The organism is Streptomyces sp. NPDC038280 (assembly GCF_055600045.1).
In genome coordinates, this window is record NZ_JBVJYZ010000018.1 from 93,923 (window position 1) to 107,555 (window position 13,633).

Here is a 13,633-nt window from a genome sequence, read left to right on the forward strand (position 1 = left end):
ACCTGTGTGACCGTCAGAGGTTGACGCCGAAGTCGCGGGCGATGCCCTCGAGGCCCGACGCGTAACCCTGGCCCACCGCGCGGAACTTCCACTCCGCGCCGTTGCGGTACAGCTCGCCGAAGACCATCGCGGTCTCGGTGGCGGCGTCCTCGCTCAGGTCGTAGCGCGCGAGCTCGGCGCCGCCGGCCTGGTTGACGATGCGGATGTAGGCGTTGCGCACCTGGCCGAAGTTCTGCGAGCGGTTCACCGCGTCGTAGATGGAGACCGGGAAGACGATCTTGTCGACGTCGGCCGGGAGGCCCGCGAGGTTGACGTTGATCTGCTCGTCGTCACCGCCGCCCTCACCGGTGCGGTTGTCGCCGGTGTGCACGATCGTCTGGTCCGGCGTCGACTTGTTGTTGAAGAAGACGAAGTGCGCGTCGGACGCGACCTTGCCCGTGGGGTTCACGCCGATCGCCGAGGCGTCGAGGTCGAAGTCGGTGCCCGTGGTCGTACGGACGTCCCAGCCGAGGCCCACCGTGACGGCGGTCAGGCCCGGCGCCTCCTTGGTCAGCGAAACATTGCCGCCCTTGGACAGGCTTACAGCCATGGGAAGTGCCTTTCCTCGTGATCGTCCTGCCCAGCGGCCGGACTCGTCATCCCCCATAACGCGGCGCGTGCCGGACTGGTTCCAGGAGCCGAAAAGAGGGTGACGGAAAGGGCCGGGAACGGGGAACATGAACGGCATGTCCGGTCCCTATGTCATCAGAGGCTCCGTCTCCCTGCCGGAGGCCGAGCTCATGTGGCGTTTCTCGCGCTCCTCGGGCCCGGGCGGCCAGCACGTCAACACCAGTGATTCCCAGGTGGAGCTGCGCTTCGACCTCGCGGCGACGGAGTCGCTGCCGCCGGTGTGGAAGGAGCGGGCCCTGGAGCGCCTCGCCTCCCGCCTGGTCGGCGGGGTGGTCACCGTACGGTCCTCAGAGCACCGCTCGCAGTGGCGCAACCGCGAGACGGCGGCGGTGAGGCTGGCGTCCCTGCTGGCCGAGGCGACGGCTCCGCCGCCGAAGCCGCGCCGTGCGACGCGGATTCCGAGGGGGATCAACGAGCGGCGGCTGCGGCAGAAGAAGGCGCGGGCGGAGACGAAGCGGGGCCGGTCGGGCCAGGGCTGGACGTAGTCCGTTCCCGTTCGTCGTCCGGTGCTCGTTCCGGTGCGCGCCGTGGTGCTCGTCCAGGTGCTCGCCGACACCGGCCCGGAGGGCCCCGGGTTCGGAGCGCCTCGCTATCCCAGGTGCCGGTAGCGGCCCTTGAAGTACAGCAGCGGTCCGTCCTCCGCGCTCGGCAGCGCCGCCCGCAGGACCCGGCCGATCACCAGCGTGTGGTCGCCCGCCTCGACCCGCTGTTCGGTGCGGCATTCAAGTACCGCCAGCGCGCCGCCGATCAGCGGCGCCCCGCAGATGTCGCCGCGCGTGTGCGGGATGTCCTCGAAGAGCAGTCGGTCGCTGATCCGGCCCTTCATGGCGAATCGCCCCGCCACGTGCCGCTGGCTCTCCGACAGCACGGACACCCCCCACACCGGCTCCTCCGCCAGCAGGTCGTCCATGCGGGAGCCGTTCCGCAGGCTGACCATGACCAGGGGCGGGTCCAGCGAGACGGACATGAACGCCGTCGCGGTCATGCCGACGTCCTCGCCGTAGGGGCCCTCGTCGGGGGAGTGGGCGGTCACCAGGACCACGCCGGCGGCCAGCCGGGACATCGCCGCACGGAACTCGTCGTTGCTCACCCCCTCAGGATGGGGGATGGCATGGGCGGGGGCGGGAGTCGTCTGCAACACACCCGGCACGCTAGCCGCGGCCGTCCGGCCGGCGCATCGGGCCTTGGGACCAGCCCGGTCCTAGGACCGAGGGTCCTCCCCTGCGGCCCGCGCGGCGCACGGAGTCGTGGCCGGGTGTTCAATTTGCGTTCAATAAAGCGATGGAGCGCTCCCGCGCTTCTCGTGCCACCCTTCATCATCGTTTGTGACTTGAGTCACAGAGGCCAGGAATTGTTGACCCTGTGTACCGGGTGCACAGCTCGCTGTGATTCAGTGGCTGGGACAGTGCAGCAAGAGTGCCGATGAGAACCCAGGAGTTGCTGTCGAGGTCTCGGGGAGAGCGAGCAATGGAGACCGAGTCGGAGCCGTACGTCCGCCTTGCGACCCTGCGGCAGCTGCATCAGGCCGTGGCGGACCTCAACACGGCCCGCAGCCTGGCTGACACGCTGCAGACCGTCGCCGACGGCATCGTCGCGGGGCTCAACTACGAGCTGGCCTGCGTGAATCTCGTACGCCCCGACGGTGACCTGGTCGTCGCCGCCTTCGCCGGCAGCCCCGCCGCCGAAGCCCTGATCACCGGCCGGGTCGGCTCCCGCGCCTCCTGGGAACGCCGCCTGTCGATGGGTGAGGCCTGGGGCGACCTGCGGTTCATACCGCACACGGAGGGATGGGTCCTCATCGAGGACGACGTGCCGCAGTGGCACACCGAGGGTCCCGCTCCGCGCTTCGAGGACGAGTGGCACCCCCAGGACCGGCTCTACGCCCCCATGTACGCGTCCGGCAGCGGCCGCGAGCTGCTCGGCGTGATCTCGGTCGACCGGCCCCGCAACGGCAGACACCCCGGGCCCTGGGGCCAGGAGGCCCTGCAGATGTACGCCTCCCAGTCGGCGATTGCGATCAGCAACGCACGCCTGCGAGCAAACATGCAGCGCGCCCTCGTCCGCCTGGAGCGCGAGCAGCAGGCGCTGCGCGCCAGCGAGGAGTCCTTCCGGCAGGCCTTCGAATACGCCCCCTCCGGCATGGCCATCGCCGAGATGGGCGGCGACCAGCACGGCCGGCTGCTGCGGACCAACGACGCGCTGTGCCGGCTGCTCGGCCGCCCCGCGTCCGTGATGCGCCGCTACTCCTTCTCCGACCTCGTCCACCCCGAGGACATCGGCACCCTGCTGCGGACCTCCGCCGAGGGCGGCCGCGCCGAGCTCCGGCTCGCCCGGCGCGACGGCACGTACGTATGGGTCTCCCTGCGCAACTCCGTCGTCGCCGACACCACCGACGGCCCCCGCTTCCTCCTCACCCATGTCGAGGACATCGAGGAGCGCAAGCGCCATGAGCTGCAGCTCGCCCACCGGGCCTCGCACGACTCGCTCACCGGTCTGCCCAACAGCGCCGAGCTGCGGGCCCGCCTCAGCTCCCGGCTGTGCGAGCGGCCCGGGGCGGCGCGGACCACGGCGGTGGAGGCGCTGGACGCGGCGTTCGCGGACCGGCGCGATTACCCGCACCAGGGCGAGTACCCGCAGCCCGGGGAGTACGAGCACCGTGACTATGAGCACAGCTTTCGCGCCGACGGCTTCGACTTCGACCGGATGGCGGCCGGCGGACCGTACGACCACCATGTGCACACCGTCGCGCCCACCGGTGGTGACATCGACGACGGCACGAAGGGCCTCGCGGTGCTCTTCTGCGACCTGGACGGCTTCAAGTCGATCAACGACCGCTTCGGGCACCACACCGGTGACGCGGTCCTGATCGAGGTCGCGCGCCGGCTCACCACCGGCGTACGGGACGGGGACACCGTCGCCCGGCTCGGGGGTGACGAATTCGTCGTCCTCGCCGACGGCCTCGGCGCCGCCGACGCCGCCGACCTGGCCGTACGCCTGCGCAACGCCATCATTCCGCCGATCCGGGTGGACGGACGGGCAGTCCGCGTCGGGGCCAGCTTCGGCATCGGCTGGGCGGAGTGCGGCATGACCGTCGAAGAGGTCCTGAACTCCGCCGACCAGCGGATGTACATCGAAAAGCGCTCCCGCGCGAAGGTCCACCGGCGGGCCGGATAGCCCACGCTCCCACCCCGCGGGCGCCACCGGCCTGTCAAGGGCCGGGGCCCGGGGTGGCCCGTTCGGGGTAGGCTCGGCCGGTCGGCGACGGCTGGCGAGCATGGATAGGAGTGACCAGGGATGGCTGCCGGTAACGACGGCGCGAACACGCCCGAGAACGACGATCCGTTCGGCTACCTGTACGCGGACGGACAGGCGTCGGGCGCTCAGTCGCCGCGCCAGGGCGGTGGCTACGGCTACCCCGGTCCGGCCGCGCAGCCCGGCGTTCCCAGAACGTCGTACAACCAGGTCAGGACGGTCGGCGAGCGCCAGTACGGCCAGGCGCCGCAGCAGCAGTACGCGCAGCCGACCGCGCAGTACGCGGCTCCCGAGACCTATGGCCAGGTCCCCCCGCAGGGCGGTGCCCGCCAGCCCCAGCGAGGCGGCCGCGGCGACGGCCCCAACACCCGGGGTCTGCTGATCGGCGCCATCGCGGTGGTCGCGGTCGTGGTGATCGGCATCACGGCGGCGCTGCTCACCAACGGCGAGAAGGACAAGAACGGCACCGGTTCGAACAACAACGCCGGCGGTGGCCCGACGAAGGTCCAGGAGTCCCCGAGCGCGGAGCCCTCCGGCGAGGACAAGCCGCAGCAGAAGCTCCCGAAGCAGGACGCGGCGACGCTGAAGCTCGGACCTCCTGCGATGCTCGCGAAGGACATCAAGGGTGCCGAGGGCACGGACGGCGCGTATGTCACCGGCTTCAACGCGGTGGGCGCGTCGGTCACCTGGAAGGCCAAGCTGGAGCAGGCGGGTAAGTACAAGCTGTACGTGCGCTACGCCATCCCGATGGTCGACGCCAACGCGACCCTGACCGTCAACGGCAAGGCGAACACCAGCCCCATAGGGCTGAAGAACTTCCGTCACTCCACGGACCCGGCGTGGGAGAACAACTGGCAGACCACCTGGGCGCCGGTCGACCTCCAGGAGGGCGACAACGAGATCAAGATCTCGTGCGAGCAGGGCAATCAGTGTGACGCGATCCTCGACTGGCTCGAGGTCCGGCCCAACGACTGATCACGTCGCTGTCCCGTCGTCCGCCTCGTCCCGGTCTCGCTCCGCGAGCCGGGACGAGCAGTTTGTGCGGCGCTTCGTGTGGGGGACCGCCCGCGCGCGTCTACGCCGCCGCGTGCTCCCGCACCACGACCCGCGTGAGCAGATCACCGTACGCCTCCGCGTCGAACTCGCCCGCCACCGGTGCCAGGACCGTCGCCGTCGACAGTGCCACCGCGCGGGACAGGCGGTCCGGCCAGGGGAGGTGTTCGACCAGGCCTGAGAGGAGGCCCGCGACCGTGGAGTCGCCGGCGCCCGTGGGGTTGCCCTTGACCGTGGCCGGTGGGGTGGCCTGCCAGGTGCCGTCGGCCGTCGCCGCCAGGAGGCCGTTCGGGCCGAGGGAGGCGACGACGGAGTGCGCGCCGCGGCGTCGGGCGTCGTGGGTGGCGCGCAGGGGTTCGCGGGAGCCGGTGAGCTGGGCGAGCTCGTCGGCGTTGGGTTTGACCAGGGCGGGGCGGGCGGCGATGCCCCGGCGCAGCGGCTCGCCGCTGGTGTCGAGGAGGGCGGGGACGCCGGCGGTGCGGGCGAGCCGTATCAGCTCGGCGTAGGCGCCGACGTGGATGCCGGGCGGCAGGCTGCCGCAGAGCGCGACCGCCGCGCAGCCGTCGCGCAGGAGCCGCTCGTAGGTGGTGAGGAAGGCGCCCCATTCGCCGGGGGAGATGTGCGGCCCCGGCTCGTTGAGCTGGGTGGTGTCGCCGGACGCCGCGTCGACGACGGCGAGGGTGCGGCGGGTGGTGCCGGTGACGGGCACCAGCGCGTCGCGCACCGGACCGCCGGCCAGCAGGCCGCGCAGGACCTCTCCGGTGGCGCCGCCCGCGAAGCCGGTGACGACCGTCTCGTGGCCGAGGGCGGCCAGCACGCGGGCGACGTTGAGGCCTTTGCCGCCGGGGCGTTCGGTCACCTCGGTGACGCGGTGGGAGGCGTGCGGGACGAGCGCGGGGACCCGGTAGGTGAGGTCGAGCGCGGTGTTGAGCGTGACCGTCAGAATCACCAGTACACCCCGTCAATCCCCGTGCAGAACGCGCTTGCTGTCCCCGTACGCGCCCTGATCATGTCAAACGGAGGGCGGTTGGCCCAGACCCCTGGGTCAACCGCCTTGCGGGAATGCGCGGAGCGGATCAGCCCAGGTGGGGCTCAACCACCCAATCGCCCCTGCGCATCACGCCCTTGAGCGTGAAGTCGGCGTCCAGGACGACCAGGTCCGCGTACTTGCCGGGTTCCAGCGAACCGATCCGGTCGTCCATGCCGAGGAGCTTCGCCGGGTTGGCGGAGATCGCCCGCACGATCGACTCGACGGGCAGCCGGTCCACGGTCGCGGCCCGCTTGAACGCCGTGTCCAGGGTGAGTGTGGAGCCCGCGATCGAGCCGCCCTCGACGAGCCGTGCGACGCCCTCCCTCACCTCGACCTCCAGCGTCCCCAGGTGGTAGATGCCGTCGCCGAAGCCGGCCGCGTCCATGGCGTCGGTGATGAAGGCGACCCGGTCGTGGCCGGCGTGGTGGAAGGCCAGCTCCAGGGCGGCGGGGTGCAGGTGCGTGCCGTCGTTGATCAGCTCGACGGTGATCCGCTCGTCCTCCAGGAGCGCTGCGATGGGGCCGGGCGCGCGGTGGCCGAGGGCGGGCATCGCGTTGTAGAGGTGGGTGGCGACGGTCGCGCCCGCGTCGATGGCCTCGCGCGTCTGCTCGTACGTCGCGTCCGTGTGGCCGATCGCGGCGATCACGCCGTGCTCGGCGAGCAGCCGTACGGAGTCGATGCCGCCGGGCAGCTCGGTGGCGAGGGTGACCATCGTGGCCCGTCCGCGCGCCGCGTCGATCAGCTTGCGGACCTCGGCCGGGTCGGGGTCGCGCAGCAGCGATGCGTCGTGGGCGCCCTTGCGGCACGGCGAGATGAACGGGCCCTCGAAGTGGATGCCGGCGATGTCGCCCTGCTCGGCCAGCTCGGAGAGGAGCCCGGCGCGCTGCCTGAGGAAGTCCGCCTCGCCGGTGACGAAGGAGGCGACGAGGGTGGTCGTGCCGTGCAGCCGGTGGGTGCGGATGCCGGTCAGGACCTCGTCGAGGGTGCCGCTGGTGAAGGAGGCGCCGCCGCCGCCGTGGTTGTGGATGTCGACGAAGCCCGGCACGACCCAGTGACCGGAGAGGTCGAGGGAGGCCGCGCTGTCCGGGGCGGTGCCGCCCGCGATGCGGTCGTTCTCGACGATCACCCGCCCGTTCTCGACGATTCCGGTCGGCAGCACTACGCGGGCGCCGGCGAGAACCTTGCGATCGGCCATCAGGCGGATACCTCCGGGTCGGGCTCGGTGGGGGTGGCGAGCAGGTCCCAGGCGAGGAGCCCCGCGCCCAGGCATCCGGCGGTGTCCCCGAGGGCCGCCGGGACGATGGCGGGCAGCTTCTGGAACGTCACGCGTTCCTCGACGGCGGCCCGCAGTGGTGTGAACAAGGTTTCACCGGCCTCGGCGAGACCGCCACCGATGATGAGCGTGCGGGGGTCCAGCAGGGTGAGCGCGGTGACCAGGCCGTCGGCGAGGGCGTCGACGGCGTCCTGCCACACCCGTACGGCGGCGGGGTCGCCGGATTCGACGGCCTTGGCGCAGTCGGCGGCGTCGGCGGCGGGGTCGCCGGAGGCCTCGGCCCAGGCGCGGGTGACCGCGGAGGCGGACGCGAGGGTCTCCAGGCAGCCGCGCTGGCCGCAGCCGCAGGCGGGGCCCTGGGGGCGTACGACGATGTGCCCGATCTCGCCGGCGTAGCCGTGGGCGCCCGCCTCGATGGAGCCACCGATGCCGATGGCGCCGGCGATGCCGGTGCCGAGCGGGACGAAGAGGAACCGGTCGGCGCCCTGTCCCGCGCCGATCCGGCCCTCGGCGAGACCGCCGGTGCGGACGTCGTGCCCGAGGGCGACGGGCACGCCGTCGAGGCGCTCGCTCAGCAGGGCGCGCATGGGGACGTCGCGCCAGCCGAGGTTCGCGGCGTAGACGGCGATGCCGTTCTCGGCGTCGACAATTCCGGGCACGGCGACTCCGGCGGCCGAGGCGGGCCGGCCGTAGCGCTCCTGCCCGTAGGCGCGCAGCTCCGCGGCGAACCCGAGGATCGTGTCCACGACGGCCTCGGGGCCGCGCTCGCGGCCGGTGGCCCGGCGCGCTTCGTGGAGCAGTGCCCCGTCCGCCCCGACGAGGGCGGCCTTCATACCGGTGCCGCCCACATCGAGGGCGATGACGTGTCTCACGGGGACAGTCTGGCCCGTGACCCAGGAAAGGTCTAGTCCACTGCCGAGGATTGTTGCGTTCGCATACAAATCCGCGGGCGTTCACCCGCTCCCTGGGCGTGTGTTGCGGAAGCGATATGCAACTGGTGTAGACCTCATCCCGTTTCATGGGGGAAAATCGCAGCTCAATGATGAGCAGAGGGTGGGACAGGGCTGTGCAGCGGCGCTTCTTGGCAATCACCGCGACGATCGCGGCGTTCGGTATGACGGCAACGTTGTCGGGCTGCGGTACCACCGGTGATTCCGGTGACGTCACCCTCACCCTGGTCGCCGCGGACTACGACCTCAACGGTGGCGACTCCACCAAGCGGTACTGGGCCGAACTGGTCGCCGCGTACCGGACCAAGCACCCCGGGGTGAAGATCGAGGTCCAGGTCGAGTCCTGGAACGACGTCGACCGCAAGGTCGCCGAGATGGTCAAGGCCGGCCGGGCCCCCGACATGGCGCAGATCGGCGCGTACGCCGACTACGCCGCCGCCGGCCAGCTGTACTCCGCCGACGAGCTGCTCTCCGTACCCGTGCAGGCCAACTTCCTCGCTCCGCTGGTCGCCGCCGGGCAGATGAAGAACGTCCAGTACGGGCTTCCCTTCGCCGCCTCCACCCGGCTGCTGTTCTTCAACAAGGACCTGTTCGAGCAGGCCGGTATCGATGGCGCGCCGACGACCTGGGCCGAGCTCGCCGAGGATGCCGAGAAGCTCGGGAAGAAGAAGGTGAAGTACCCCTTCGCGCTGCCCCTGGGCCCGGAGGAGGCGCAGGCCGAGACGCTGATGTGGCTGCTCAGCGGCGGCGACGGCTACACCGACGAGGTCGGCCGCTACACGATCGAGTCGGACGAGAACATCAAGACCTTCGACTGGGTGAAGAAGAACCTGGTCGACAAGGAGCTCACGGGGCCGGTCGAGCCGGGGAAGCTCAACCGCAAGGAGGCCTTCGCCGCCTTCTCGCGCGGTGAGGTCGGCATGCTCAACGGCCACCCCTCGCTGATGCAGGAGGCGGAGAAGAACGGCGTGAAGGTCGGCGAGGTGGCCCTGCCCGGTATGAACGGCAAGGCCAGGTCGGCGATGGGCGTCGCCGACTGGATCATGGGCTTCAAGCAGAACAACCACCGCCGCGAGATCGGCGAGTTCCTCAACTTCGTCTTCAGCGACGAGAACGTGCTGAAGTTCGCGGGGGACAACGATCTGCTGCCGGTCACCGTCAGCACCAGCGACGCCATGCGGCAGGACCCGTCCCACGCGAATCTGCGCGCGTTCCTCGACGAGCTGCCGACCGCGCAGCTCCCGCCGGTCGGCAAGACCTCCTGGGCGCAGGTCAGCGAGAACATCAAGAAGAACATCGGCAAGGCGGTCGCGCCCGGTGGTTCGCCGAAGGTCGTGCTGAACCAGATAGGCCGCGACGCGACGGCGGCGGAGAACGCCGAATAAGTTGGCTCGTATGACCGCGAGCACGCCCCCCGGCCCCTCCGATCCCCTGGGCCCGGCCGACGGCCCCGCCGACGCGCCGGGCCGTACCGACGCCCCGGACGGGACCGCCGTTCCGGACCGGACCGAGGCGCCGGACCGGCCCGACGTCGTCGCGGGCCCGGCCGGCGGTCTCAGTGACCGCGACCTCGCCGTCCTCGCCCTGGAGCGGCGGTCGTGGCCCGGTCCCGGCGCCAAGGAGCGGGTCGTACGGGAGCGGCTCGGGCTCTCCGCCACGCGCTACTACCAGCTCCTGAACGCCCTGCTCGACGATCCGCGCGCCCTGGCCCACGACCCGGTGACCGTCAACCGGCTCCGTCGTGTCCGCGACGCGCGCCGGGAGCGCCGCTGACTTCGTGGGGGACTTCCGTGGGCGCCATGGCCGCCCTCCGCCCCGCTCGATAGGGTCGACGCATGGGCAGCCTTCCGCATCCCACGACACCCGCCGGCCGTGACGGCCTCGCCGCGCTCCTGGCCCGCCCGGAGCAGGCCGTCGTCGCACTCGACTTCGACGGCACCCTCGCCGAGATCGTCCCTGACCCGGAGCAGGCCCGGGCCCACCCGGAGGCCGCTCCGGTCCTCGCCGGTCTCGCCCCGCACATCGCCTCGGTCGCCGTGGTGACCGGGCGGCCCGCCGGGGTCGCCGTCCGGTACGGCGGATTCGCCGGCGTTCCGGGCCTGGAGCACCTCGTCGTCCTCGGTCACTACGGCGCCGAGCGCTGGGACGCCGTCACCGGCACCGTGCGGGCCGCGCCCGCCCACCCCGGCGTCGCCGCCGTCCGCGCGGAGCTGCCCGGGGTCCTCGACCGGGCGGGCGCCTGGCGTGGGACCTGGATCGAGGAGAAGGGCCGCGCGGTCGCCGTCCACACCCGCCGCGCCGAGGATCCGCAGGCCGCGTTCGAGGCGCTGCGCGAGCCGCTCGGCGACCTGGCCGCCCGACACGGCCTCGTCGTCGAACCGGGCCGTCTCGTCCTGGAACTGCGCCCGCCGGGCATGGACAAGGGCGTCGCGCTCTCGGAGTACCTGCGGGAGACCGGCGCCGGGGCCGTGCTGTACGCGGGGGACGACCTGGGTGACCTGGCGGCCTTCGCGGCCGTGGAGAAGCTGCGGTCGGACGGTGTGCCGGGGCTGCTGGTGTGCAGCGGCTCGTCCGAGGTCCCCGAACTGGCGGACCGGGCGGACCTGCTGGTGCCCGGCCCGGAGGGGGTCGTGAGGCTGCTCAGGTCGCTGAGGGACGCGATCATGGTCCCCCAGTAGGGAATATCAGTCGCCCCGGCCCAGCGCCTCGAGCTGGTCCAGGAACCACCGCTGCGGCGGCAGAGCCGTCGCTGCGGCCGCCAGGCGCTTGGTGCGCTCGGCGCGGTCGCCGTCCGGCATGGTCAGGGCCTCGTGGAGGGCCGCCGCCGTGCCCGTGACGTCGTACGGATTCACCGTGATCGCGTCGTCCCGCAGCTCCTCGTATGCCCCCGCCTCCCGGGACAGCACCAGCGCCACGCCCCGGTCGGAGACGACCGGAATCTCCTTGGCGACCAGGTTCATGCCGTCCCGGATGGGGTTGACCAGGGCCACGTCCGCCAGCCGGTACGCGGCCAGGGAGCGGGCGAAGTCGTCCTTGACGTGCAGGACGACCGGGGTCCAGTCGGCCGTCCCGAAGCGGGAGTTGATCTCCTGCGCGACGCGGGAGACCTGTGCCGTGTAGTCGCGGTAGACCGCGAGGTCCTGACGCGAGGGGTACGCGAAGGCGACGTGCACCACCCGGCCGCGCCACTCGGGGTGGTCCTCCAGCAGGGTGCGGTAGGCCAGCAGCCCCCGCACGATGTTCTTCGACAGCTCGGTCCGGTCGACCCGGACGATCACCCGCCGGTCCGGGCCCCCGATCTGTTCGCGCAGCGCGGCCAGCCGGTCCTCCACATCGGATCTCCGGGAGCGCTCGCGCAGGAAGTCCGCGTCCGCGCCGAGGCCGTGCACGCCGAGCGCGGTGCGTCCCGTGCCGCCCACCACGGCCTCGCAGCAGGCGGCGAAGGCGTCCGCCCACCGCCGCGTCAGGAACGCCACCCGGTCCGCGCCGAGCATTCCCCGCAGCAACTGCTCCGCGATGTCGTCGGGCAGCATCCGGAAGTACTCGGGCGGCGCCCACGGGGTGTGCGAGAAGTGACCGATGCGCAGGTCGGGACGGAGCTCGCGGAGCATGCCCGGCACCAGCGCCAGGTGGTAGTCCTGCACCATGACCGAGGCCCCGTCCGCCGCCTCGGCCGCCAGCGCCTCGGCGAAGGCCCGGTTGTACGCCTCGTACGCGCCCCACTGCCGCCGGAACTCGGTGTCGAAGACCGGCTCCAGCGGTGTCTGGTAGAGCATGTGGTGGACGAACCACAGCACCGAGTTCGCGATGCCGTTGTACGCGTCGGCGTGCACGGCGGCGTCGATGTCGAGCATCCGGACGCCCGCCTCGCCGACCCCGGAGCGCACGGCCGTGCGGTCGCCGTCGCTCAGGGCCGCGCACACCCACAGGCTGTCCTCCCCGGACACGGCACTCAGGCCGGACACGAGCCCGCCCCCGCCCCGCCGCGCGTCGAGCGTGCCGTCCTCTCGCTGTACGTAGGACACCGGACCGCGGTTCGAGGCGACGAGTACAGAAGACATGTGCCGAAACCTAGCCCGCGGGCCAAACGCTCAAACGTACGGCCGGGCTCCCGGGGGAGCCCGGCCGCGAAACCGGTCACGAATGGCGGGATCGGTGGCGGGACACCGGCGGACAGGGGCGGGCGGACGCGCCGACGGCGGCCCGGTTCAGAGGTCGCGGCGGCTCCGCACCGCCGCCAGCGCGATCGCGCCGATCGCGGCCAGTGTCAGCGCGACGCCCGCCAGGAGCCACAGCTGCTCCGAGCCGGTGTCGCTGTGGGCCATATGGCGTCCCGCCGCGTTGGCCGGGGCGGGGAGGGGGGTCACCAGGGCGGTCGCCAGCGCACCGACGACACATGCTCTCAATCCATGTCTGATCCACATAAAACGGAAAGGTAGACAAAACACATGATCATTAGGTGTCACGCCACGCGGCGCTGCCGGTACTCCACGACATCCGCCATCGGCGGGCGCTCCTCCGTGTCGACCTGATGGGTCAGCGGTACGAAACCGTCCTCGCCGCGCTCGAACTGGGTCAGCCGCGGCCGCACCAGATGGCCCCGTGACAGTCGCAGCTGCGCCGTCCGGTAGATCGCCGCCGCCATCCGCCCCAGTGCCTGCCCGTCCTGGTGGCGGTGCTTGCGCACGCCCACGTCCACCTGCGCCAGCGCGTCGAGGCCCACCATGTGCAGCGCGTCCACGAGCAGGCCGAGCTCGACTCCGTAGCCGACCGGGAAGGGCAGTCGCTCCAGCAGCGAGCGGCGTGCCGCGTACTCGCCGCCGAGCGGCTGCACGAAGCCGGCCAGTTGCGGCCAGTGCAGATTGAGCAGGGGCCGGGCCACCAGCTCGGTCACCCGCCCGCCCTGGCCGGGGGCGTCGCCCAGCGGCCGGTCGTACATCGCCTTGACGAAGTCCACCCCGGGATCGGTCAGCAGTGGGCCCACGATCCCCGAGACGAAGTCCGCCGAGAAGTCCCGCAGGTCCGCGTCGACGAAGCAGACGATGTCCCCGCCGGTCACCAGCAGCGACCGCCACAGGACCTCGCCCTTGCCGGGTACGGCCGGGATACGGGGAAGGATCGAGTCCCGCGCCACCACGCGCGCTCCGGCCGCGGCCGCGACCTCGGCCGTACGGTCCGTGGAGCCGGAGTCGACGACGACCAGCTCGTCCACGAGCGGCACGGCGGCCGACATCAGCTCGCGCCGGATCACGGAGACGATGTCGCCGACCGTCGCCTCCTCGTTCAGCGCGGGCAGCACGACGCTGACCGTTGTGCCACGCTTGGCCGCGAGCAGCTGGTCGAGCGGGCGGTCAGCCACGGACCAGGACCGCCGGGTCAGCCAGCGCTCCACCTCATCCAGCAAAG

General features: G+C 71.8%; 14 protein-coding genes. 6 read left to right on the forward strand and 8 right to left on the reverse strand.

Annotated elements, in window-relative coordinates; genetic code table 11:
• Positions 1-13: 13 nt before the first annotated feature.
• On the reverse strand, positions 14-589 hold the full coding sequence (locus ACZ7J0_RS28465) for a TerD family protein (protein WP_470892058.1): 576 nt from the start codon (positions 587-589) through the stop codon (positions 14-16).
• A gap of 127 nt (positions 590-716) precedes the next feature.
• On the opposite strand from ACZ7J0_RS28465, the gene arfB reads away from it, so the two are divergent.
• The gene (gene arfB / locus ACZ7J0_RS28470) at positions 717-1,154 is read left to right on the forward strand and encodes an alternative ribosome rescue aminoacyl-tRNA hydrolase ArfB (protein WP_470892060.1); all 438 of its coding nucleotides are present in this window, start codon (positions 717-719) and stop codon (positions 1,152-1,154) included.
• A gap of 104 nt (positions 1,155-1,258) precedes the next feature.
• On the opposite strand, the gene ACZ7J0_RS28475 is transcribed toward arfB, so the two are convergent.
• Positions 1,259-1,759, reverse strand: coding sequence for a flavin reductase family protein (locus ACZ7J0_RS28475; protein WP_470892062.1), 501 nt, complete (start codon positions 1,757-1,759; stop codon positions 1,259-1,261).
• 377 nt (positions 1,760-2,136) lie between these two features.
• Between ACZ7J0_RS28475 and cdgB the strand changes: the two genes are divergently transcribed.
• Positions 2,137-3,843, forward strand: coding sequence for a diguanylate cyclase CdgB (gene cdgB, locus ACZ7J0_RS28480; RefSeq protein ID WP_470892064.1), 1,707 nt, complete (start codon positions 2,137-2,139; stop codon positions 3,841-3,843).
• A 120-nt stretch (positions 3,844-3,963) separates the two neighbouring features.
• Positions 3,964-4,896: a CBM35 domain-containing protein gene (locus tag ACZ7J0_RS28485; protein WP_470892066.1), complete on the forward strand. Its 933-nt coding sequence runs from the start codon at positions 3,964-3,966 to the stop codon at positions 4,894-4,896.
• A 100-nt stretch (positions 4,897-4,996) separates the two neighbouring features.
• Here the strand turns inward: ACZ7J0_RS28485 and ACZ7J0_RS28490 are convergent, their stop codons facing one another.
• The 3 genes from ACZ7J0_RS28490 to ACZ7J0_RS28500 all read right to left on the reverse strand — a co-directional run bounded on the left by ACZ7J0_RS28490 (position 4,997) and on the right by ACZ7J0_RS28500 (position 8,149).
• Complete coding sequence (locus ACZ7J0_RS28490; RefSeq protein ID WP_470892068.1) at positions 4,997-5,923, reverse strand: 1-phosphofructokinase family hexose kinase; 927 nt, start codon at positions 5,921-5,923, stop codon at positions 4,997-4,999.
• A gap of 127 nt (positions 5,924-6,050) precedes the next feature.
• Complete coding sequence (gene nagA, locus ACZ7J0_RS28495; protein ID WP_470892070.1) at positions 6,051-7,199, reverse strand: N-acetylglucosamine-6-phosphate deacetylase; 1,149 nt, start codon at positions 7,197-7,199, stop codon at positions 6,051-6,053.
• The gene (locus ACZ7J0_RS28500; RefSeq protein WP_470892072.1) at positions 7,199-8,149 is read right to left on the reverse strand and encodes an ROK family protein; all 951 of its coding nucleotides are present in this window, start codon (positions 8,147-8,149) and stop codon (positions 7,199-7,201) included. Before ACZ7J0_RS28500 ends, nagA begins: the two co-directional genes overlap by 1 nt.
• Before the next feature lie 242 nt (positions 8,150-8,391).
• On the opposite strand from ACZ7J0_RS28500, the gene ACZ7J0_RS28505 reads away from it, so the two are divergent.
• From ACZ7J0_RS28505 to otsB, 3 genes are all read left to right on the forward strand, one after another.
• Complete coding sequence (locus ACZ7J0_RS28505; protein ID WP_470892074.1) at positions 8,392-9,612, forward strand: ABC transporter substrate-binding protein; 1,221 nt, start codon at positions 8,392-8,394, stop codon at positions 9,610-9,612.
• A 10-nt stretch (positions 9,613-9,622) separates the two neighbouring features.
• Positions 9,623-10,000 (forward strand): DUF3263 domain-containing protein, encoded by a 378-nt coding sequence (locus ACZ7J0_RS28510; RefSeq protein ID WP_470892076.1) that lies wholly within the window; start codon positions 9,623-9,625, stop codon positions 9,998-10,000.
• Between the two features lie 62 nt (positions 10,001-10,062).
• Positions 10,063-10,905, forward strand: a complete 843-nt coding sequence (gene otsB / locus ACZ7J0_RS28515) for a trehalose-phosphatase (protein WP_470892078.1) — start codon at positions 10,063-10,065, stop codon at positions 10,903-10,905.
• A gap of 6 nt (positions 10,906-10,911) precedes the next feature.
• Here the strand turns inward: otsB and ACZ7J0_RS28520 are convergent, their stop codons facing one another.
• The 3 genes from ACZ7J0_RS28520 to ACZ7J0_RS28530 all read right to left on the reverse strand — a co-directional run bounded on the left by ACZ7J0_RS28520 (position 10,912) and on the right by ACZ7J0_RS28530 (position 13,631).
• Positions 10,912-12,288: an alpha,alpha-trehalose-phosphate synthase (UDP-forming) gene (locus ACZ7J0_RS28520; RefSeq protein ID WP_470892080.1), complete on the reverse strand. Its 1,377-nt coding sequence runs from the start codon at positions 12,286-12,288 to the stop codon at positions 10,912-10,914.
• 147 nt (positions 12,289-12,435) lie between these two features.
• Positions 12,436-12,651 (reverse strand): hypothetical protein, encoded by a 216-nt coding sequence (locus ACZ7J0_RS28525; RefSeq protein WP_470892082.1) that lies wholly within the window; start codon positions 12,649-12,651, stop codon positions 12,436-12,438.
• Between the two features lie 38 nt (positions 12,652-12,689).
• Positions 12,690-13,631, reverse strand: a complete 942-nt coding sequence (locus tag ACZ7J0_RS28530; RefSeq protein WP_470892126.1) for a glucosyl-3-phosphoglycerate synthase — start codon at positions 13,629-13,631, stop codon at positions 12,690-12,692.
• Between the last annotated feature and the right edge of the window lie 2 nt (positions 13,632-13,633).